The organism is Bacillus sp. 9.4, assembly GCF_055486415.1.
Genome location: NZ_JBVFMU010000002.1, coordinates 715,954 through 736,339, shown reverse-complemented (window position 1 = coordinate 736,339; position 20,386 = coordinate 715,954). Strand labels below are relative to the sequence as shown.

The window sequence follows — 20,386 nt, the reverse complement described above, 5'->3', positions numbered from 1 at the left end:
TGTGAAGGGATCATGATTGGCAAAGGAGTGAACGAGTGGTTATAAATGGGCTGACAATTGTTCTTCTTTCGCTTGCGGTCTTTCGGCTCGCCCGCCTGCTGGTGTTTGACACGATTATGGCGCCGCTTCGCAGTCTGTTTCATGAAGAGAAGGAAGAAAAGGATGCGGACGGGAATATTCAAACCTATATCGTGATTAAAGGAACCGGTGTCAGGGCGTTTATTGGTGAATTGCTGAGCTGCTATTGGTGCACAGGCGTGTGGTGCGCCGGCTTTTTGATTTTATGCCAGGTGTTGATCCCGCAAGCGGCGCAGTGGCTGATTTTACTTTTGGCGATCGCCGGCCTTGCCGGCATCATAGAAACGCTCGTATCAAAATGGCTGCAAGAATAAGGCGTTACCACCAGCAACTTTCTGTCAGAATACGCATAAAGTAGCATATATGACATAAGGAAAGGAAGGGGACAAAAATGAATCAACATAATAAACCTTCCCAAAAATCTCCATATACAGATTCATCGTATCAATCAAAAAAGATAAAAAAGAAAGGCTGCGGGTGCGGAAATAAAAAGAAAAAGCCTCAATAGCCTGGCAAAGAAACCGGAGAACTCCGGTTTTTTGTTTTTTTAACGGGGCGGCCTCGCTCAGCATATATCATAAGCGGGGGGATAAAAGTGAATGAGTTTGAAAAATGGATAGAAGGAAGATATGAACCACACGAACAAAAGCAAAAAGAGTATGAAGACACGATGGGCCGCATCAGAAAAGACTTGGATGCATTTGATAAAGCCGGTCTGGAATTTGAAGATGAGATTGAAGAGCTGGCTGAAAAAACGGAGGCCTTACTTAAAAAACATCAAGCTCAATATGATCAATCGTAAATCCGCAAACGCCCTATGCGAATATCCAAGCCGATCCAAGCAGCTCACATAGTGTATAGAGAGTAAAGGAGGTGCTTATCTATGGGCTTTGGATACGGATTCGGCGGCGGCTACGGCGGCGGCTGTTATGGCGGTTATGCTGGCGGTTACGGCGGCGGCTATGGTTCAACATTTGTTTTGTTGGTCGTATTATTCATTCTCCTCATCATCGTAGGTGCATCTTTCTTTTAAGATGTATTGAGGAAGTACGGGTTATAACCCGTGCTTCCTTGCCTTGTGTTTATTTTTAAAAATGTTGGAAAAGCACATTGTATTATGTGCATTCATACAATACCGTATTACTCCGCCAAAAGGAGGCGCATTATGGATAATCAATTTTTTAAGAACATCGAAAAGAAAACAGGTGTGAAGATGCAGGATGTAATGAATCTTGCCGGATCACTCCAAAACGCTAATTTTAAAGATGAAAATACAGTCCGCAGTGTCATTAACCGCGTAGCGCAGCTCGCAAACAGACGCGTGCCAAAAGAATTAGAAGATAAAATTGTGGAATCTATTACAAGCGGAAAAGAAAAGCTTGATTTTGGCACGATTTCTAAAATGATGGATAATAAATAAGTGGATGGCCTGGCTGACTCACTGCAGCGGGCCTTTTTTTTACCGTAAAAACCCGGCAGTAATCTGCCGGGCTGTTAATGATGCAAGGGCTGTCTTGCTTTCTGTAGCAGGGGATACAAAAATCTTGAGCGGTTGGCTGTTTTGCCGCGCCTGTTAGCGGGGCAAGACAAATATAAATGCTGTTTCGCCCGGGTCATGGCTACATATAAAAGGCGTCTTTCCTCCTCAAGAGCGGCCTCGTCTCCTTTTCTTGCCGTTTCTAATGAGAAATCGTGCGGAATCGAGCCGTCTACAGTGCCTAACACGTAGACTGTTTTGAATTCAAGGCCTTTTGACCGGTGAATGGTCATCAGCTGAACGCCATGTTCATCCGTTCTGTTTTTCTCAGCGGCCCTCATATGGTCTACGTGGGCAAGAAAGTCAGGAATCGTTTTGAACTTCTTGGCGACAACCTTGATGTCGCGCAAGTCATCGGAACCTTTTTCCAGCTTGTTGCCCTCATTGCCCCGCTTTTTTAAATACTCGGAGAAGCCCATTTTTCCTTCTGCAAAGGTGATGGCTTCTACGGGTTTCATTGTGCGGAGGCTTGCGAAAAACGGTACGATTTTCTTGATTTTGTCCAGCTGGAATGGCTTCAGATCAGGCAATTTGGCCAGCGCTTTGATCATGGTACAGTCCTCTGTAATCGAGAGCGCCTTCAGCGTATTCAAAGCGGACTGTTTTAAAAACAAGGCGGGAAGCAAGTGTTTAATCGCTTCGGTGTCATCCTCATTTTGGCTGGCATACAAGTAGGCGAGAATCTGGCGGACGATCCGTCTGCTGTAAAACGATTGGACGCCGCGGTCAGCTGTATACGGAATTGACGATTGATGAAGCCTCTCATATATAGCACGGCCTCCGCTGTTTGTACGATAAAGAACCGCAAAGTCATCTGGACTGGCTCCATTTTGAATTTTTTCTTTGATATCGGAAACGACCATTGTGGCTTCTTCCTCTTCATCGTAAGGATAAAACAGCACAGGGGCCTGAATGTCATCGCGGGCCGCTTCAAGCGTTTTGGCATATCTGTTTTTGTTCTTTTTCACGACGATATCAGCACTAGAGACGATCGGGTGCGTAGACCTGTAGTTCGCAGTTAAATAGATCGTCTTCGCTCCCGGATAATCCTTTTGAAAATCAAGAATGAAAGACGGATTGCTTCCGCGAAACGCGTAGATGGACTGGTCATCGTCTCCGACACAGCACAGGTTTTGCTCCGGGCTGGCGAGCATTTGCATGATTTTGTATTGAACCGGATTAATGTCCTGAAACTCATCAATTAAGATATACGTAAACCGAGATTGATATTGTTCCAGAAGGTCAGGCCGCTCGATAAACAATTCATAGCAGGCTGAAGCCATGTCATCAAAATCAAATTGGCTGTGTTCTTTTTTCTGGCGTTCATAATGTTCATATAAACGATAAACTTGTTTTTCCCACTCATCTTTTAGAGGGATGCGTTCATTTGGGACATAAGTGTTTTTCCAAAAACCGATCTGCTGCAGGGCTTGGTCAACTGGGAATTCTTTCTCATCGATGCCCTCTTCATAGAGTGCTTTTTTGATATATTGTTCCCGCTGCCACTCCATTTTCAGCAGATGCTCACCGTTCCATTTAGCAGAATTAGAGTGATACAAGATCTTATAAAACAGACTGTGGAATGTTCCTGTCACAAGTCTTCGGACTTTTGCAGGCTGTAATCCGTACTGGTTCGCCATACGCTCTTTCATTTCAGCGACAGCTTTTGTTGTAAAGGTGACAAGCAGCATATTTTCAGGCGGTATGCCTAAGTGTTCGATCATGTGGGCGGCACGGGCTGTCAGCACCCGTGTTTTTCCGCTCCCCGCACCTGCAAGCACAAGCAGCGGGCCCTCTGTTTCCGTGACAGCTTTCAGTTGATCCGTGTTTAAACCGACAGACGGAAAAAGGCTCGTATCGGGTTCTATTGTTTTTGGCACAAATGGTGTTCCTGGTTTAATGCTTCTAGGACGATGCCATTCCGTAACAGCTGGGGACGGGTCAGCGGCGATCGCTTTTCCCTTGGGTAAACGAATGACACCAGATTCCTGATCGTCTTCTTTTTTTTCCTCTTTAGAAGGCTTCGGTTCGCACGCCTCCTCACATGCCGGAAAATCGCCTGGCTGGCGATGGATAAACTCTGGCGGATCGGCGATGTTAAGCCGTAACAAAACGGGCTTTCCGCAATGAGAACAAAATAAATGTCCTTTTATTCCCTCTTCAAAGAGGAATTGATAATGTTCTCTCGAATATGTATGTAAATGTATGATTCTATCATTCAGTCGGGCGCATTTCAAAAAGGGGTCCTCCCTATCAAAAGGTGTTCATTACAGACAATGACTATCATATCAAAAGAAATGTGTTTCAAAAAGTAAGTTTAAGGGAAAAGAGACAGCAGAGGGGTGGGTATTGTATGATATATGCAGGTCAAATTCAGAACCAGCAATACGCTCAATATGCTAATAGAACGATTGGACATAAGCAGGATTATGCCGGAACCGAAAAAATCAGCTATGTGCCGTTTCAGCGGGTATACAAAGAACTGGAAAAGCAGCAGGAGAATCAAACGGCCGCTGAAAGAAAAGTAAACGAAATGAAACGTAAGCGCTCTCTTTATAAGAGGTTGCGAGAAAAAGGAATGGGCACATATATTAATCGATATGTATAAAAAACCGTTCATACCAGAGAACGGTTTTTTATATGCAGTAAAAATCCGGATCTCAAAAGATCCGGATGCGTTCAGTCCTTCATCATTTGTAAGTGCGGAATGCCGGCATCGAGGAATTCTTTTTCAGAAAGCACGCGATACCCGTGTTTCTTGTAAAACGGCACAGCCTGTGTTTGCGCGTTTAAAATGAAACCGGAAGCGCCTCCGTCTGCCGCTGCTTTTTCGAGCGCTTTCATAATGATACCGCCGACACCGGCTGAGCGGTGGCTTTTCAGTACGCAAATCCGCTCTAACTTGCCGTAGCCGTCCTTCATACGCCATCTTCCGGCACCGACAGGCTTTTCACCGTCATACACGACGATATGCTCTGACTCATTTTCAAGTTCGTCAATTTCTTCTTCAGCAGGCACGTTTTGTTCTTTGACAAAGACTTCTTCTCTTACATAGAATGCATCTTTCAGTTGTTCTTCATTTTTTGCGATAACTGCTTTCAAACATTATTCTCCTCTGCCTAGCAAGAAGGTTTCATATACTGTCCACGATCCGTTTTCCAACTGGTAAAGCAAGTGGAAACGGTCAACGATTTCTTCATGCGACACTTCCTGCATTTTTAATTGTCCCAGCACATCTGAATGCTCATCGTCGGAAAGATTTTGGCCGACCGTCACATGCGGAACGAAATTATATTCCTGTTCTCCTGCCAATACACCGGTGTATAGCTTTTCATTGAGTGTTTTTAACTCTTCCGTCGGTTCTGCTTTGATGTAAATGACATTATTGACAGGCGCAAATGAGCTGTATTTTGTCATTTTGAGAACGAGTGGGTGGGACTCTTTTGCGATGTTTCTTAAATGTGATACGAGCTGATCCGCTTTCTCCTCCGCGCATTCAAAGGATGCTCTCAGCGTCAAATGAGGCGGGATTAGAGAGTAGCTTGGGTCATAGCGCTTTCTGTAAGAGTTTGCAAGGTCTTGGAGCTTTTTTGATGGAAATAAAACGATTCCGTATTTCATATTATGTCCCTCCTGGAAATAAAGTATGATAGAGTGTTAAAGCATTTTTTTCAGCGCCGGGGTGATGAGCGGCTGCCAGTATGTCCATTTGTGGTCTCCGTCAAATGGCTCGAAATCATAATCGGAAAGCTTTTTCTCCAGCAGCTGTTTCAGCTCCCGGTTCGGTTCTGTAAAGTCCAGAATGTTCCCGTCTGTCGTGTGGACGTCAGTTTCTTTTGTTCCGATTTGGTGATAAATAGAGAGGTGTTTGATATCGTCTGACTGTTTTACGGCTTCTAGTACGTGTTTGTCAACATAGGGAGACTGCATGATGATGTTGCCAAACATATTCGGATAATCAAGCGCTGTCATAAGTGACACGGTTGCTCCGAGCGAATCACCGATCAGCGTTCGGCCGTAACCGATCTGATAGGTTGGATACTCATCATCTGCAAAAGGAACGAGCTCATGGGCGATGAACCGTTTATAAGCCGAAAATTTTGAACCCTCCGGATGATAGGTGTTTCTGCGCTCTTTTACATCCTTATAAGGAACACCGATAATAATGCTCCGGTCTATTTCGCGTTTCGACAGCAATTCCTCAACCTGTCTGCCGATTCTCCCCAGCCTGAAATAATCGTGGCCGTCCTGCGCGATAATGACATGGTATTTATAAAGCGGGGAGTAGTTGGACGGCAGATAAACAAGCAAGGTCATTTCCTCGTTAAGCTCTTTTGAAAAGAATTTCTTTTCTTGCACTGTGCCGTTTTTCGGTGCCATAAAAACATTCCTCCAGGACATCACTATACTTTCTTGCATTTTCAATTATTGTACCATGAATTATTAGAAATTTCTCTCTTTAAACGGTTCGGCACACGAAGAAAAAAGTGTTGAAATAAACTGTGAATTGTGTTAATATAAAACAATCAGAAAATTGAAATCGATATTTCTTATCGTGAGAGGTGGAGGGACTGGCCCTTAGAAACCTCAGCAACCGGCTTGTTTTGCATGTGCAAAGCGCCAAGGTGCTAAATCCAGCAAGCGTTTTTTATGCTTGGAAGATAAGAAGAAGCGTTAAACCCCTTCTTCTTATGAAGAAGGGGTTTTTATTTTGAAAAGGGAAGGTGTCAGCTATATGTCACAGCACGTTGAAACGAAATTAGCCCAAATTGGGAACCGTAGCGATGAAGTCACGGGGACAGTGAGTGCTCCTATTTATTTATCAACAGCATACCGCCACAGAGGGATCGGAGAATCTACCGGATTTGATTATGTCCGCACAAAAAATCCGACACGCCAGCTTGTTGAGGACGCGATCGCTAACTTAGAAAACGGCGCAAGAGGGCTTGCCTTTAGTTCAGGAATGGCTGCTATCCAAACGATTTTGGCGCTGTTTAAAAGCGGAGATGAACTGATCGTTTCATCGGACCTATATGGCGGCACGTACCGTTTATTTGAAAATGAATGGAAAAAATACGGATTGACTTTTCATTATGATGATTTCAGCGATGAGGACTGTTTACGCTCTAAGATTACGCCGAATACAAAAGCGGTGTTTGTGGAAACGCCGACAAACCCCCTCATGCAGGAGGCGGACATTGAACATATTGCCCGGATTACAAAGGAGCACGGTCTTCTGCTGATCGTAGATAATACATTTTATACACCGGTCTTGCAGCGGCCGCTTGAGCTGGGAGCTGACATTGTCATTCACAGCGCAACCAAGTATTTAGGCGGGCATAACGATCTGCTTGCTGGACTTGTCGTGGTGAAGGATGAGCGGCTCGGAGAGGAAATGTTTCAGCATCAAAATGCGATCGGCGCCGTCCTGCCGCCATTTGATTCGTGGCTTCTGATGAGAGGAATGAAGACGCTGAGCCTCAGAATGCGTCAGCATCAGGCAAACGCGCAGGAGCTTGCGGCGTTTTTAGAAGAGCAGGAAGAAATTTCGGATGTGCTGTATCCCGGAAAAGGCGGCATGCTGTCCTTCCGTCTGCAAAAAGAAGAATGGGTCAATCCGTTTTTAAAAGCACTGAAGACCATTTGTTTTGCAGAAAGCCTCGGCGGGGTGGAAAGCTTTATTACATACCCTGCGACCCAGACGCACATGGATATTCCTGAAGAGATCCGCATCGCAAACGGGGTGTGCAATCGGTTGCTGCGCTTTTCTGTCGGTATTGAACATGCGGAAGATTTAAAAGAGGATCTAAAACAGGCATTATGTCAGGTCAAAGAGGGAGCTGTTTCATTTGAGTAAACACAATTGGACGCTGGAAACCCAGCTCGTGCACAATCCATTTAAAACAGACGGCGGAACCGGGGCGGTCAGTGTACCGATTCAGCACGCCTCGACTTTTCACCAATCTTCATTTGAAGAGTTCGGGGCATATGATTACAGCCGCTCTGGCACGCCGACAAGAACAGCTCTCGAAGAAACAATTGCCGCATTGGAAGGCGGAACAAGAGGATTTGCTTTCAGTTCAGGCATGGCTGCTATCTCAACAGCATTTTTACTTCTGTCACAGGGTGATCACGTTCTTGTGACAGAAGATGTATACGGCGGAACCTTCCGTATGGTGACAGAGGTGCTGACCCGGTTTGGCATTGAGCATACGTTTGTCGACATGACGGATCGTAATGAAGTGGCGCGGAGCATCAAGCCGAACACAAAGGTCATTTATATGGAGACACCATCAAATCCGACACTTGGGATTACGGATATTAAAGCAGTTGTTCAGCTTGCAAAAGAAAACGGCTGCCTGACCTTTCTGGACAATACATTCATGACGCCGGCACTGCAGCGTCCGCTTGATCTCGGCGTGGATATTGTACTTCACAGCGCGACAAAATTCTTAAGCGGACACAGCGATGTGCTCTCAGGTTTAGCTGCTGTCAAGGATGAAGAGCTTGGGAAGCAGCTGTATAAGCTGCAAAACGCGTTCGGCGCCGTCCTTGGCGTGCAAGATTGCTGGCTCGTGCTGCGCGGCTTAAAAACGTTGCAGGTCCGTTTAGAAAAAGCGAGCCAAACAGCGCAGCGGCTTGCGGAATTTTTCCAGAAGCACCCGGCGGTCAAGCGCGTGTATTATCCGGGACTGGCTGATCATCCCGGCGCTGAAACCCATAAAAGCCAGTCAACGGGAGCGGGCGCCGTACTATCTTTCGAGCTTGAAAGCAAAGAGGCCGTTAAGAAGTTAGTCGAGAATGTGTCACTTCCAGTCTTCGCTGTCAGCCTTGGCGCCGTGGAATCGATTTTGTCTTATCCGGCAACGATGTCTCACGCGGCAATGCCTAAGGAAGAGCGTGAAAAACGCGGTATCACTGATGGCCTGCTCCGTCTGAGTGTGGGCGTCGAACATGCAGACGATTTAGAACACGATTTCGAACAAGCGCTGAAAGAAATTGCTCCAGTTGCGGTTCGTTAAAAAAGAAGCCGGGGATGGCCCGGCTTCTTTTATTATTGTTCGTCATCAGGATTCAGAATCGCGAGGACTTGATGATCCTCCCAAACGCCATTAATTTTCACATTTTTTCGGGCGATGCCTTCTTTATGAAATCCCGCTTTTTCTACAACACGCATGGACCCGAGATTACGGGGCATCACACCGGCTTCAATCCGATGCAGTTTCAATTCGTGGAACGCATAATCAACAACCAATCTGACTGCCTCTGTCATAATGCCCTTTCCATTATGGGCTTTGTCTAAAAAATACCCAATGAACGCAGTTTGCAGCGCTCCACGGATGATTTGAAAGAGCGAAACCGTCCCGATTAATCTATCGTCTGGCGTTGTAAAGATGCCAAAATGATATTCTTCATCTTTCTCAAGTCTTTCCTGATACTCGGTTATTCGTTTTCTTTGCCCCTCAACCGTATAGTAATCGTCTGCGCGTATCATAGAAAACTGTTCGAAAAAATCCCGATTTTCGCTTTGCAGCCGCAGATTTTCTTCTGCATCCTTTACTTCTAAAGGTCTTACATAAATGGTATTTCCTTTTAACATACATTGATCTCTCCGTTCTCATGTCGGCATTCCTCTTACATTATTCTCAGGGAAATGCAAATATCCTTTTTATAAGAAGGAAGAAAACCAATTTCCCATAAAAGTGCCAACATAGTTGCCGATTAAGTAGCCGAGCGTACCGACAAGCATGATCGGGGCGACAAGCTCCCGCCATCCCTTGGCAATTGCCATCGCAGCCGCAGTCGTCGGTCCCCCGACAGTAGCATTGACGGCGAGCAGAATTTCTTCAAGCCGCACACGGAACAATTTTCCGGCAGCTAAGGAAACCGCTAAATTGCTAATTGCAATGATAAACACGAATAATAGAATAAGAGGCGCATTCGTGACGATTAAGCGGAGATCTGCAGGAATGCCGATCACCACAAAAAATAAATAAATCAAAAAGGTTCCAAGCTCCTGAGATCCATTGAGCCTTTCAAAAAAACGCGGGAAAAGAAAAATGATAAGAACAGTTAAAGACGTAAGCACCAGGTACTGATCGCCAAGCGTACCGGTCAGCAGGGGATGAGAAAAAATGCTTTTAAAATAAACGGAAACCTTCATACTCACCGCAACAAGCGCGAAAGCAGCACCGGCATTAAATGCGATATCCTTTAAGGAAATATCCTTCCGTTTCCAATAGCTTTCAGCACTGTTTCCGCTGTTTCCATCGGCTTTTACCTTCTCTTCAAACGGCATGGCATAATGCCGCTGAAACCATTTAAGTGCAGGAATGCTGATTAAAATAAAAAACAAAAGCGCCATCATAAAATTATCAGCCACAACGGTAGCCGACACATATTCACCAGGCGTCTCAAATTTTCCCGCCATCGCCGCAAAGTTGACCCCGCCGCCGATATAAGAGGCGCTGATCATCCCGCCGATTTTATCGAGATAAGGAATATGCTGTTTGAGAAGAAAAAAAGCTAGAATGCTCCCAAGGACAGTGCCAGCGGAGCTAATCAGAAAAATAAACAGCAAACGCCTGCTTTCCTTAAAAATTTGCCGAACATTGATCTGAAACAATAAAAGTGGTATCGCCAGCGGCACCACATAAGACCACACAGTATCATACACAGGCGACTCAACAGGAAGCACTCCTACATTTGTAAACACCATAGCACCTGCCAGCGCGATAATAGCACCCGACACAGCGGACGCCCACTTAAAGCGCTGCTCCAGCCCGATGCTCACTGCCGCCCACACCGCAATAAACCCCCACAATACCCATGTATCATTAGAAGAAATCAAAGAATGCAAAACCCCATCACCTCTATTGTTAGAAAATTAAGACATATTATAATAGCCGGGGAACGGAACAGCAAGTCCAAAAAAAGTTTTTCTAAAAAAGCAGTTGACGAATAGAAGGGAAGGTTATATAATAGAACTTGTCAGAAAGACAACAACATACCCAGCAACACATACATATCATGATTCCGTAGCTCAGCTGGGAGAGCGCTACCTTGACAGGGTAGAGGTCGCTGGTTCGAGCCCAGTCGGAATCATAGCTTAAACCCTTGCGTAGCAAGGGTTTTTTTACTTTGCTTTAATAAAGGCGGTTTATCAAATTCGCGAGTTGTTGGCGAACTTGATTTTTTGGCTTCGAATTCATTTACCTGTATAGCATCAAAATTGTTGGGAAAATCAGCTGTCTTATCAGCTGATTTTATTGTTGCATGGCCATATCTATCGAATGTAGTTTGATTACTGGAAAGCGACACAAGATAAGATTGATGAAATCGACAAAGAAGATGACGAAGCTAAGTATCAGAAGGAATTAAAAGAGAAGAATCAAGCCATCCAGGAAACGAAAGATAAAATTAATAAGCTTTCAATGGATGATTCTGACGAAGCGAAAGCTCAAGTCAAAGACCTAGAGAAACAGCTCCAAGAACAACAGGAAGCATTAGACGAATTCATTAAAGACCGCAGTAATACAATACGGAAAGAAGCTCTACAAGATCAGCTTGAAAAAGATCAGGACGCCATAAAATGATAAGTACGAAAATTTAACGAATGACGAAAGAGCAATTAAGAAGATTGAAGACAAACTCATGAATGGAAAGATAACTGATATCAGCAAGCAATTGAACGAGTTTTCAAAGTTTATTAACAGCAATATGGAGTCTATCGGTAAGAGTATTTCAAACAACCTTATTGATAAGTTAAAAGAGGCTTCAAATGCACTCTCCACAGTAGTTAAGGGGAACACAACCGGTAAAAAGGTATCGTCATTTGATACAGGCGGATACACAGGAACAGGCTTAGGTGCTGGTAAGCTTGCATTCCTGCATGACAAAGAACTTATTTTAAATAAGACAGATACTGAGAACACGCTTCAAGCTGTTAAAGAAGTACGTAAGCTATCTAATAGTGATTTAGAAGCTGAGAAGCAAGTTAAACCCGACCTAAGCAAGTACAAAGATATTCTCAGTTCTGTATCGTTTGCAGCTGGGAAACTTGGATTGCCAAACCTAAATGCAAATGTAAAGACGAATGTTCCAAATTCCATAGTGAACAATAACACTGAAAACTCAACGGTTAATAATGATTTTAAATTCCAAGTTACAGTTAATGAATCAGGAAATCCACAAAAAGCAGTTGATTTGATGTACAAACAATTTGTTAATGGACTAAAACAAAGTGGTATTAACCTAAATTTCAATATGAGATAAATAGATTTAAAGCGTATTACATAGTGGAAATACGCTTTTTTGTTTATTTTTGGATTTGGATATAGGATAATGGTATTAATAATAAACAACGGTAAGTTGATCTAATTGCAATGGGGAGAGTTATATTGAAAGTAAGGAAAAGAGGAAGGCTTGAAACTTTTGAAACCATGGGAAAATGGTGGACAAAGGATAATCCAGATAAAATGGTAACCGGGACATTAAAGTATACTCCTGAAGAAATCACGCTTGATTTAATTGGGGTTCTTGGTGAAGATTACTTTCTAAACTTTGAAAATGAAACACCAGAAGAAATTTACGGAATATCTGTAGGTGGAGAAAGCTTTAAACTTGATGTCTTAAATAGAAGTGGGTCTAGATCTTCTTCGCCAGGCATACCTATTGAAACCTATAACGTGAGAAGTTTTTTAGCAGGTAATTATACAGAAGAATTTCCTGAAAGTTTTGATAATGTATTGTTTAGCGCAGATTACTTAACTCCCTGGATTGATCCAGGGGTATTTGAAGAAGAACGATCAACTAAAGATAACTATTATAAAATAGAATATTTTCCTCCAGAAACAAAAGAATACAAGATAAAGAGCATTAACACCACTATTGAAGAAAATTTTATTGGGAATACAAAGAGAGATTTTATTTCAAAGGTAGAGATCAATGCTAGTCATACTTCCTGGTTTAAAATAAGTCCAGATGAAAACAAGAATCTGACTTGGTTTTTGGATATAGTTCGTTCTTTTAAAGGCTTTTTAAATCTTTTATTAGATTATACTACATCAGATGAGCATATTTTATTTAGGGTGTTTAAAAAGGAAGAAAAAAGATATTTAGAATACAAATATTTTGAGAGTATTAAAGAAGTTAAAAAGAAAAAAAGAAATATTCAGTTCCTATTTAAGTATAATGATGTAAAAGAAAACCTTGAGTCAATACTAAATAATTGGTTTGAAAAAGAAGAGAAGCTAAAAACGATAATAAGTTTTCACTTAGTTAATTTTGAAAGATTATATCTTGATACTAAATTTATTAATTCTGTTCAAACATTAGAAATCTTTCATAGAAGATTCTATGAAGGAGCTAAAATAGACCAAGAATTATATAGTGATAATACAAAAAAAATAAAGCAATTTATTATTGAAAATATTAAGGACGAAGAAGTAAAATCCTTCTTTTTAAATAAATTCAATCATGGCAATGAATATAACTTAGGGAGAAGATTAAAAGAGTTAATAAATGGGTTGTCACAGGATGTTAAAATCTTTTTAATAGGGAATAGCGAGAATAGAGATCGTTTTATTCAAAAAGTAGTTGAAACAAGAAATTATTTAACTCATTTTGATTATACGAATAAAAAAATGGTTCTTGAAGAACCCATTGGAAAATTTTATGCTGCATATCGAATGAAGGTAATTCTTATTTTTATTGTCTTGAAAGAATTGGGATTAGAAGAGGAATTAATCTTTAAGAAGGTTAAAGAGCATAGAACAATGAGTACATTCTTGGATCAAAGTAAAGAGGTTTTAAATAAGAAGAAGTAAAATTAATTTAACCCTATCCAGTTTAAAGGATAGGGTGTTTTATTACTCATAATTATTGATGCACTCGACAGCCACACACAAATAAAGTGTACATGCTTGTTCCCATTCCAGTTACAAACATAATTAGTTGATTTTTTTTGACATGAAGGGCAAGTTACACCAGGTTTAATGTTAGGTTCGCCGTCATGCTGTTCATAAACCTCTAATACATCATCAAACATTTTAAGCACTCTTTTTAGTTCTTCATCAAGCTCCTTTGTATTTTTTACTTTGCTCATCTGTTTCACCTCGCACTGAGTAGCCTAAGTTCTTATCTAATACAAAAAAGCCCATTATAGGGCTGCGCTTTATAGATCTGCTTTTTTACGCTGACGGAGTCTGATAATAAGATACAACTCCTATTATTGCTAACACGATGAATACGGCTAGGATGCTCCATAACGTTATTTTAACGCCCTTTGTCATCTTATGCCCCTCACTTTTTATTAAGTTCCAACCGGTCTCTCTGCAATTTGGATATCAGTTCCGACTGGTTTTTCACTAAATTGAATGTCTGACTGAGTAAACAAACTAGCGCCAGCAGCTAACCCACTTAAGATAATAGCTGTAACAGACACACGAAGTATTAATCTTTTCATCCTATTCCCTCCAACTGCCTCATTTTCTTTTCGGCTAAAATAGCTCGCTTAGAAAATTCAAGAGCATCCTTATAACATTCTTTCTCCTCGCAGTACTGAGAGATAATCAAGGAAAGATCAAGAACACTGTCTAAGTCATTCTTTTTTTGAAGGAAATGAATGTAACTCCAACATTGCTCAATGGTTTCGTTTTGATTATCTTGAAGAAGTGCATAAATGATGTTTATTTTAGCCTCATACACTTTATTCTCTTTCTGGGTTAAATTTCCCTGTCCTTTTTTGTAATAATATACAGCTTTATCTTTTTGATCCATGAGGAATAACTCTTTGGTAGCCATGTAAAGAGAGTTAATGTAATAAACTGATTGTCGCCACTCTTTATTTCTTATGGCTTTTCTCAGTGCGTTGAGACAGTCTTGGGATCTGTTTGCAGCTGAGTATGTAATACTTAAATTGTGATGGATTTGAGCTTCAAAAAAATATCATCAAGCTCTTTTGAAATTCTAATGGCTTGGAAGTAAGCTTCTTCAGCTTTATCGAATTGTCCTAGATCTGTATAGTTAGTTCCAACAACCATCAGTGCTGTTGCGTACTTCCTTTTGTAATTTTCATTCCCTTTATAAATGTTAAGTGCGTTGTTTATATAATTTAATGAAACAATACTCTGACGGAGTATCATGTACATTGAGGCCACTTTAGAATAAAATTCGGCAGCTTCAATTTCATCAGGAATAATGGATAGCTTTTTCTCAGTAATTTTAAATAAGCTTATGGCATTCTCGAAGTTTCGATTATAGGATTCGTATAACGCTTCAAACAAAAAGAAATAGTACTCTATCATGTTATCTGTTTTTTGAATTTCTCTTGCATGTCTTTTGTTGAAGTAGGAATGCTTGGGAAAGTCTGTTCCTTTTACTTGATACATCATCATTTTATGTCTCTCTTCAAGTAGAGAGTAATACATCAATACTTCCTGGTCTTCTTCCATGTCATCAAATAAAGATTTGACTTCTTTAAAATATTTTTCAGCAGCCTCAACATTCTGCTGTTTTATGGCCATATACCATTCATTTAAGAAATTAGCAACATATTCAGAAGCAAGTTTACTCATAATAAACCTCTCTTTCTGTCAAAATTCTAAATTATCAAACAAATGTTAACACATATTTAACATTAAATGTAATATATAGAAAAAATTTTCGACATAGCGCAATTCTGCTTTCGTGATGACGCAATTAAACTCAAGGGATAATATGCCTAATTTTTAGGATGCGAAAGAACAGATTGCCTAGGTCTTGTATATCGATTATATGGAAATGTCCTTTTCTGGACAATCGATTGAGTAAAAATAACTATTTCCATTGGAGGATTTCTGGTATTTGGCCGATCTTAAAGCCGTTAACTCTCCTAAACTATGGTAAAATTTTGAGTATTGAGTGTCAGAAAAAGGAGAATGGTATGAAGGTATTTGAAGCAAAGTCATTACTTTCTGAAGCGGATAAACGTGCAAAAGAGTACAAGGAACTCAGATCACAAATAGTTAAGCTCAGAAAAGCATTTAACGACGTAGCAAACTTAGATGACAGCGAGTTTTCAGGTAAGGGTGCAGACAACATTAAAGCGTTTTATCATGATCATGTCGGTGTTACAGACCAATGGATTGATCTTATCGATATGAAAATTGCTTTCCTTACAAGTATCTCTGGAGTTGTAGAGGAAGCTAGCTTATCAGATGCATACGTCGAGGAGTCTTTTTTAGAGCATGAACTTGCAAATGCATATAAAAAATCAAAGGCTATTATGTCCGAACAGAAGAAAGCAATGAAAGACATTCTGAATGATATTGACGATATTCTACCACTTGATCTGTTTTCAACAGAAAACTATAAAGATGAACTTGCCCGTGCAGATAAGAAACGTGAAAAAACAATTGATAAAATTGGAGAAGTAGATGATGATTTAACAACTGAATATGCATTAACAGAACCAAACGAACAATTCATTCAGCAAGATTTTAAAAAGCTTCAGGAATCAACAGGTAAAGGGAAAAACGCCACACCGATTCACTATAACGCCAAAGCGTATAGAGAAAGTGACATACATAAGAAAAAAGGCGATATTGAAAAACGTACAGAAGCTTATTTGACGATTAAGAAGAAGGAAGAAAAAGACCGAGAGATTGAAAAACTGAAAGAAAGGCTAAAACACTACGATTATGCGGATGCCGATGAATTTTACTCAATGGCCAAAACCATTGGTTATGAAAATCTGACAGCAGATCAACAAAGATATTTCACACAGATTGAAAACACACGGGAGCTAGTGGCTGGAGCTAAAGGTACTGTTACAGCTCTATATGATATGACAGCTGAAACATTAGACTATATGGCACACAATCATCCTGTCGACATGTTTATTAATTCTGCAGTTGCAGTTTATCACTATGATTCCACGTTTAATTCAATTAAAGATGCAATAATAACCTCCTATATTAGAGACGTAAAGAACGGAGACGCAGAATCAACGGCTCACTGGATTACGTGTGCAGCAGTAAACATCTTTGCTTTAAAAGGTGCTGGTTCAGTTGCTAAAATAGGAGTGAAAACAGCCGGAAAAGCTGCAGTCAAAAAAGTGTCTAAAAAACTGGATGAAACTCCTGATCCACTAACAGCAATCAAACCGTTTGTCATGCGTGAAGATGTAGTTGTAGCAGGTGGTGTGCCGTATAATGTCATCAACGATGTGAGCGCAAAAGATAGGCTGCTTCAGCTTGCTAAAAAATTAGATGAGAGCAGAAAACCTTTTACAGGTAAGGAAATAAATCTTCCTTGGTTAAATAAAGAAAAGTATCGTGCTGTTGAAATAGACGGCAAAGTAAAGGTTAAAGGTGAAGTTAGAGATGTAAGCCGGAGAGTTTATACCTTAAAGGACATTGATATTAATCAAAAAACTCCAAGAGGAAAAACCAATCTTGAATTAATGAAGGATGGTAAATCTCCTTATGCTAAAGACGGTACACAAATTAACTTGCATCACCTCATACAAGAAGAAAGTGGAACATTGCTTGAGATTCCTAACAGTTTACATACAAAGTATAGTGACGTGATACATGGCCTAAAAGGTAATGGCGAAAGCTTTAGGAATGATGTTTACCTGGAGAAACAATACAATAACTTTAAGACAAGGTATTGGAAGTGGAGAGCAAAACAATATGAGAAAGAATAAGGGGTTATAAACCATGGATTTTTATTTGAAAGTAAAAGAATTCTTAGCTGAAAATGCAAAGGAAAAAGATTTCACAGGTGGAATTAGCGAAGATAGAATTTTGAAAATCGAACAAGGTCTTCAAGTCAAACTTCCAGATAGCTACAAATGGTTTCTTAGAAACTATGGTTCTGGCGGGGTTTATGGAATCGATTTATTAGGCTATGACTTTGGAGGTGCTTCAGTTGTTGAGACAACCAGGGAATATCGTGAATATAGGGAATTGCCAAGTGGATTGGTAGTTATAGAGCATGTTGATTTTTTTGGTTATTGCTTAGATACCAATAAAATGAACAATGAAGGAGAATGTCCAGTTGTTATTTGGAGTGAATTTGGTGGCTATAAAGAGCTTGATTCGGCGCATTTTATAAAGTTCTTTTATGAAAGACTTCTTGAGATGAAAGAAAACTGGGAAGAAGATGAAGATTGGGAAGATTAATAAGATTAAATTAAGGGGGGATGAATCTGCCCCCTTCTTTAAAGTTGTTCTACCTGGAAGTGAATTTTGGGATCAGTACCTTCTTGGAAGAATTGTAATGAATTGGAGAAGACTTCTTTAACACTAAGTGTAACATCTTCACTTAATGATCTATCTTCACCAAAGACGTATGGATAATGTTTATGTCCTTCTAGGATCGACCCATCATTACATTCTACCTTATATACACTAAGACCATCAGCACATCCAGTTATTGTAGGCCTTATAATTTCTTTGTATGGAAATACATTTTTAATTCCCAAAAATTTATCTAGTTCTGAAAATCCTTCGGTTACTATTGTTTTTAATTTTGTTCTTGACAAGTTTGTTTCTTAATATACCCGTTTCAATTGTCTTTTTTGATAGCCCTTTCAAACAAAAATTGTGCGATCTCCTTATAGAACGCTTCTTTGTCATCACTACCCTTTGTTTGCTCGATAAACCTTATTGAATAATTCTTCTTATGAACAACCTTAATTGTTTTCTTCTTCAGTTCTTTATACTCTTCAAATGGCTTACCTTCATTAGACAATTAAAATCACCTCTTAGCTTTAAAATTCTAGCTGCAGTTTTAAGTCAATTCTCAATACTCTTAAGTATCATTATTCCTCAATTTAAAATCTACGTTTAAATTTTTCCAAGAAAAAAGAGCCTTAATCGGCTCTAAGTGTTAATTGCAATACTTTTGCTTCTCCGAAATTCGGAAGAGCAGAATATTTCAATGGTTTTGTTTAACGAATTAAAAAATAAAAGCAATACTTTTGCTTAAGAGTTTCTAGAACTGTTTTCTTTTTTAAATTCAATGACATCAGTAAGATCACAGTCTAAAGCAGTACAGACTTTATCTAAAGTGTCTAACGTAATTGTTTTAGCTCTTTTTTCTTCAGGTAAACTGTCGTGATTGACCCATTGACCAATTGTATTAGATCTGACGCCTGATTGTTTAGCTAACCAGTATGGCGTTCTATTTTGTTTTTTTAAAGTTTCATTTAACTTGAATCTGATCAAAAGTATTCACCTCAGAATAATAATACCATAATCCATCATTAAAAAAATAATTAATTATAAACTCTTGACGTTATCAACCTGATGAGATGCTATTAACTCATGAAGTTGATAACTCGATGAGTTGTTAAAGGTGAGGAGAGTATTTGGAGGAGGAGTGGAATGAAACACATAATCATCCGCAGAAGTGACTTAGGAGATTTACCTGCAATACTTTTTTATAAGCAGTTCGCAATTGGTGCTGAAGAGGGTCAAGTTCATCTGTATCACGTCTTAAAAAGAGGAGATGGGACGTACGATAGCCTTCATTCAGATTTCTTAGGTGAAGATATCCAATACAAAAGTCTCGTTAGTCTGACTGATGCAGTGGTAGAGAAGTTACTTCACACAACCTTATGGAACATTCTTATTGATGATCGTAGTTTGTTTATCACGTATGACAAGTTTCAAATCTTAGACAAAAACAAAACATACTAAAGGGGATAACGGCAATGCAAATTAACCGACACACTGTAGGAACTAACGTAGCGAGCTTAGGGACAATCACTAACGAGGAACGCTTTGAGGATATAGCTAATCACTTTCACCATTTCATTGGCAAGAAATTCGAAGAGGATAACCACTTTATTAAAACACATGATGACGGAGAGCTTTCAAAGTTCTTCGACATACATACTAGTATCGGTGTTCCCTCATTTATTCAAATGAAAGGGAAAAATAAGAAAGATATTATGGATAAGATTGAACTCATTCAAGAAATGGGAGTAAAGCATGTACATATTATGTTGGAGTTGCATGGAGGACAGACCGTAATTCCAATGGTAACGAACAATACTTTTGAACTTGATCCTGATACTTCAATTGAGGAAGCTTATGAAGATGAATAAAACTGAGGTACATAATGATTGGTTCTGCAAAGTGGGTTTTGGAGTAATGATTGTAGCTGTACCGGCTATATGTATCCAGTTTGTAGCTTGGTTTGGATGATTAGGGAGTGCGGGCACACTCTCCTAATCGTAAAAGGGTTGATACCCTCCCATTGTATTGAAACAAAACAATTTAATCAAGGGGATGAATTGAATGGAATCATTTTATTATTCTTACTTATTGAAGTCTTATGACAGAAAGAACAAGTGTTTAATTTCTGGGTTATCTTGTGATTATAAAAAAACTCTACCTTACTTTGTTGCACATGTTAAAGAGAAATATCCAGATGTTGATGTAGTTGAATGCACTGTAATCAAGAATGATGAAGATTCCTTTAGAAAAGAGTATGTAGACATTTTCATCTTATGGAAAGCAGATGATGAAGTATTAGCAGTTTAATATGCCTATTCATTAAAGGTGATGATCGTCTAACCAAAAAATATACTGGGGATGGAGAAAGAGAAACTTTGGCGGGCAAGTCTTTCTTCATTGTACACTTCTCAAGGTTGCATTGATCGGAATAATTAAATATGGGGTCGTGCAATGCGACTCCTTACAATTAAATAAAGTCAGTCTATGCTCCTGAATTAAGGTGTTGTCTTTAGTGATGCCTATTTTAAGGATCAGACTG

At 40.0% G+C, this 20,386-nt stretch carries 24 protein-coding genes, 1 tRNA gene, 2 pseudogenes and 1 riboswitch; of the genes and pseudogenes, 15 read left to right on the top strand and 12 right to left on the bottom strand.

Features of this window, described 5'->3' with window-relative positions:
• The first annotated feature begins 35 nt into the window (after window positions 1-35).
• From yjcA to spoVIF, 4 genes are all read left to right on the top strand, one after another.
• Window positions 36-392 carry a DUF1360 domain-containing protein gene (gene yjcA, locus ACZ07B_RS10360; protein WP_216995861.1) on the top strand — a complete coding sequence of 119 codons (357 nt, stop codon included), beginning with the start codon at window positions 36-38 and terminating at the stop codon, window positions 390-392.
• A 281-nt stretch (window positions 393-673) separates the two neighbouring features.
• Window positions 674-880, top strand: a complete 207-nt coding sequence (locus ACZ07B_RS10355; RefSeq protein WP_017695696.1) for a hypothetical protein — start codon at window positions 674-676, stop codon at window positions 878-880.
• Between the two features lie 81 nt (window positions 881-961).
• On the top strand, window positions 962-1,111 hold the full coding sequence (gene yjcZ / locus ACZ07B_RS10350) for a sporulation protein YjcZ (RefSeq protein WP_003232872.1): 150 nt from the start codon (window positions 962-964) through the stop codon (window positions 1,109-1,111).
• Window positions 1,112-1,243: 132 nt separating this feature from the next.
• Window positions 1,244-1,498, top strand: a complete 255-nt coding sequence (gene spoVIF, locus ACZ07B_RS10345; protein ID WP_014479471.1) for a sporulation-specific transcription regulator SpoVIF — start codon at window positions 1,244-1,246, stop codon at window positions 1,496-1,498.
• 74 nt (window positions 1,499-1,572) lie between these two features.
• Here spoVIF and ACZ07B_RS10340 read toward each other — a convergent pair whose 3' ends face one another.
• Window positions 1,573-3,852: an ATP-dependent helicase gene (locus ACZ07B_RS10340; protein WP_160244029.1), complete on the bottom strand. Its 2,280-nt coding sequence runs from the start codon at window positions 3,850-3,852 to the stop codon at window positions 1,573-1,575.
• Between the two features lie 116 nt (window positions 3,853-3,968).
• Here ACZ07B_RS10340 and ACZ07B_RS10335 point away from each other — a divergent pair, with 116 nt between their 5' ends.
• Window positions 3,969-4,223 (top strand): hypothetical protein, encoded by a 255-nt coding sequence (locus tag ACZ07B_RS10335; RefSeq protein WP_003232866.1) that lies wholly within the window; start codon window positions 3,969-3,971, stop codon window positions 4,221-4,223.
• Window positions 4,224-4,294: 71 nt separating this feature from the next.
• Here the strand turns inward: ACZ07B_RS10335 and ACZ07B_RS10330 are convergent, their stop codons facing one another.
• Genes ACZ07B_RS10330 through ACZ07B_RS10320 form a run of 3 tightly spaced genes read right to left on the bottom strand, consistent with a single transcriptional unit; the run spans window position 4,295 to window position 5,995 of the window.
• Window positions 4,295-4,717 carry a GNAT family N-acetyltransferase gene (locus ACZ07B_RS10330; RefSeq protein ID WP_003245407.1) on the bottom strand — a complete coding sequence of 141 codons (423 nt, stop codon included), beginning with the start codon at window positions 4,715-4,717 and terminating at the stop codon, window positions 4,295-4,297.
• Window positions 4,718-4,720: 3 nt separating this feature from the next.
• On the bottom strand, window positions 4,721-5,236 hold the full coding sequence (locus tag ACZ07B_RS10325; protein WP_003232861.1) for a YjcG family protein: 516 nt from the start codon (window positions 5,234-5,236) through the stop codon (window positions 4,721-4,723).
• Window positions 5,237-5,272: 36 nt separating this feature from the next.
• Window positions 5,273-5,995: an esterase family protein gene (locus ACZ07B_RS10320; RefSeq protein WP_003245358.1), complete on the bottom strand. Its 723-nt coding sequence runs from the start codon at window positions 5,993-5,995 to the stop codon at window positions 5,273-5,275.
• Window positions 5,996-6,162: 167 nt separating this feature from the next.
• Window positions 6,163-6,283, top strand: a riboswitch (SAM riboswitch).
• 67 nt (window positions 6,284-6,350) lie between these two features.
• Here ACZ07B_RS10320 and metI point away from each other — a divergent pair.
• Complete coding sequence (gene metI / locus ACZ07B_RS10315) at window positions 6,351-7,472, top strand: cystathionine gamma-synthase/O-acetylhomoserine thiolyase (protein WP_464877223.1); 1,122 nt, start codon at window positions 6,351-6,353, stop codon at window positions 7,470-7,472.
• The gene (metC, locus tag ACZ07B_RS10310) at window positions 7,465-8,637 is read left to right on the top strand and encodes a cystathionine beta-lyase (protein ID WP_021479530.1); all 1,173 of its coding nucleotides are present in this window, start codon (window positions 7,465-7,467) and stop codon (window positions 8,635-8,637) included. Before metI ends, metC begins: the two co-directional genes overlap by 8 nt.
• Before the next feature lie 32 nt (window positions 8,638-8,669).
• On the opposite strand, the gene ACZ07B_RS10305 is transcribed toward metC, so the two are convergent.
• Window positions 8,670-9,215 (bottom strand): GNAT family N-acetyltransferase, encoded by a 546-nt coding sequence (locus ACZ07B_RS10305; RefSeq protein ID WP_464877166.1) that lies wholly within the window; start codon window positions 9,213-9,215, stop codon window positions 8,670-8,672.
• 69 nt (window positions 9,216-9,284) lie between these two features.
• Window positions 9,285-10,475 (bottom strand): DUF819 family protein, encoded by a 1,191-nt coding sequence (locus ACZ07B_RS10300; protein WP_464877165.1) that lies wholly within the window; start codon window positions 10,473-10,475, stop codon window positions 9,285-9,287.
• A gap of 172 nt (window positions 10,476-10,647) precedes the next feature.
• Here ACZ07B_RS10300 and ACZ07B_RS10295 point away from each other — a divergent pair.
• The 3 genes and pseudogenes from ACZ07B_RS10295 (at window position 10,648) to ACZ07B_RS10285 (ending at window position 13,443) form a co-directional block, all read left to right on the top strand.
• Window positions 10,648-10,720, top strand: a tRNA-Val gene (locus ACZ07B_RS10295).
• Window positions 10,721-10,926: 206 nt separating this feature from the next.
• Window positions 10,927-11,890: pseudogene (locus ACZ07B_RS10290) on the top strand (phage tail tape measure protein); the annotation flags it as partial.
• A gap of 125 nt (window positions 11,891-12,015) precedes the next feature.
• Window positions 12,016-13,443, top strand: a complete 1,428-nt coding sequence (locus ACZ07B_RS10285; RefSeq protein ID WP_350415955.1) for an ApeA N-terminal domain 1-containing protein — start codon at window positions 12,016-12,018, stop codon at window positions 13,441-13,443.
• A 2-nt stretch (window positions 13,444-13,445) separates the two neighbouring features.
• On the opposite strand, the gene ACZ07B_RS10280 is transcribed toward ACZ07B_RS10285, so the two are convergent.
• The 3 genes and pseudogenes from ACZ07B_RS10280 to ACZ07B_RS10270 form a co-directional block, all read right to left on the bottom strand.
• A complete protein-coding gene (locus tag ACZ07B_RS10280) occupies window positions 13,446-13,721 on the bottom strand; it encodes a hypothetical protein (protein WP_464877164.1) in 276 nt (91 codons plus the stop codon).
• A 207-nt stretch (window positions 13,722-13,928) separates the two neighbouring features.
• Entirely contained in the window at window positions 13,929-14,081 is a 153-nt protein-coding gene (locus tag ACZ07B_RS10275) for a PhrK family phosphatase-inhibitory pheromone (RefSeq protein ID WP_014479495.1), read from the bottom strand.
• Window positions 14,078-15,192, bottom strand: a pseudogene (locus tag ACZ07B_RS10270) (response regulator aspartate phosphatase). Before ACZ07B_RS10270 ends, ACZ07B_RS10275 begins: the two are co-directional and overlap by 4 nt.
• Before the next feature lie 347 nt (window positions 15,193-15,539).
• Here ACZ07B_RS10270 and ACZ07B_RS10265 point away from each other — a divergent pair.
• Window positions 15,540-17,306, top strand: coding sequence for a T7SS effector LXG polymorphic toxin (locus tag ACZ07B_RS10265; protein ID WP_464877163.1), 1,767 nt, complete (start codon window positions 15,540-15,542; stop codon window positions 17,304-17,306).
• A gap of 13 nt (window positions 17,307-17,319) precedes the next feature.
• Window positions 17,320-17,784, top strand: coding sequence for an SMI1/KNR4 family protein (locus tag ACZ07B_RS10260; RefSeq protein WP_464877162.1), 465 nt, complete (start codon window positions 17,320-17,322; stop codon window positions 17,782-17,784).
• Between the two features lie 38 nt (window positions 17,785-17,822).
• Here ACZ07B_RS10260 and ACZ07B_RS10255 read toward each other — a convergent pair whose 3' ends face one another.
• The 3 genes from ACZ07B_RS10255 to ACZ07B_RS10245 form a co-directional block, all read right to left on the bottom strand.
• Window positions 17,823-18,146, bottom strand: a complete 324-nt coding sequence (locus ACZ07B_RS10255; protein ID WP_464877161.1) for a hypothetical protein — start codon at window positions 18,144-18,146, stop codon at window positions 17,823-17,825.
• 23 nt (window positions 18,147-18,169) lie between these two features.
• A complete protein-coding gene (locus ACZ07B_RS10250; RefSeq protein WP_464877160.1) occupies window positions 18,170-18,355 on the bottom strand; it encodes a hypothetical protein in 186 nt (61 codons plus the stop codon).
• Window positions 18,356-18,588: 233 nt separating this feature from the next.
• Window positions 18,589-18,831 (bottom strand): helix-turn-helix domain-containing protein, encoded by a 243-nt coding sequence (locus tag ACZ07B_RS10245; RefSeq protein WP_213401864.1) that lies wholly within the window; start codon window positions 18,829-18,831, stop codon window positions 18,589-18,591.
• Between the two features lie 159 nt (window positions 18,832-18,990).
• Here ACZ07B_RS10245 and ACZ07B_RS10240 point away from each other — a divergent pair, with 159 nt between their 5' ends.
• The 3 genes from ACZ07B_RS10240 to ACZ07B_RS10230 all read left to right on the top strand — a co-directional run bounded on the left by ACZ07B_RS10240 (window position 18,991) and on the right by ACZ07B_RS10230 (window position 20,154).
• Window positions 18,991-19,305, top strand: coding sequence for a hypothetical protein (locus tag ACZ07B_RS10240; protein WP_464877159.1), 315 nt, complete (start codon window positions 18,991-18,993; stop codon window positions 19,303-19,305).
• A 14-nt stretch (window positions 19,306-19,319) separates the two neighbouring features.
• Window positions 19,320-19,715, top strand: coding sequence for a hypothetical protein (locus ACZ07B_RS10235; RefSeq protein WP_464877158.1), 396 nt, complete (start codon window positions 19,320-19,322; stop codon window positions 19,713-19,715).
• 193 nt (window positions 19,716-19,908) lie between these two features.
• Window positions 19,909-20,154, top strand: coding sequence for a hypothetical protein (locus tag ACZ07B_RS10230; protein ID WP_213401377.1), 246 nt, complete (start codon window positions 19,909-19,911; stop codon window positions 20,152-20,154).
• The last annotated feature ends 232 nt before the right edge of the window (window positions 20,155-20,386 follow it).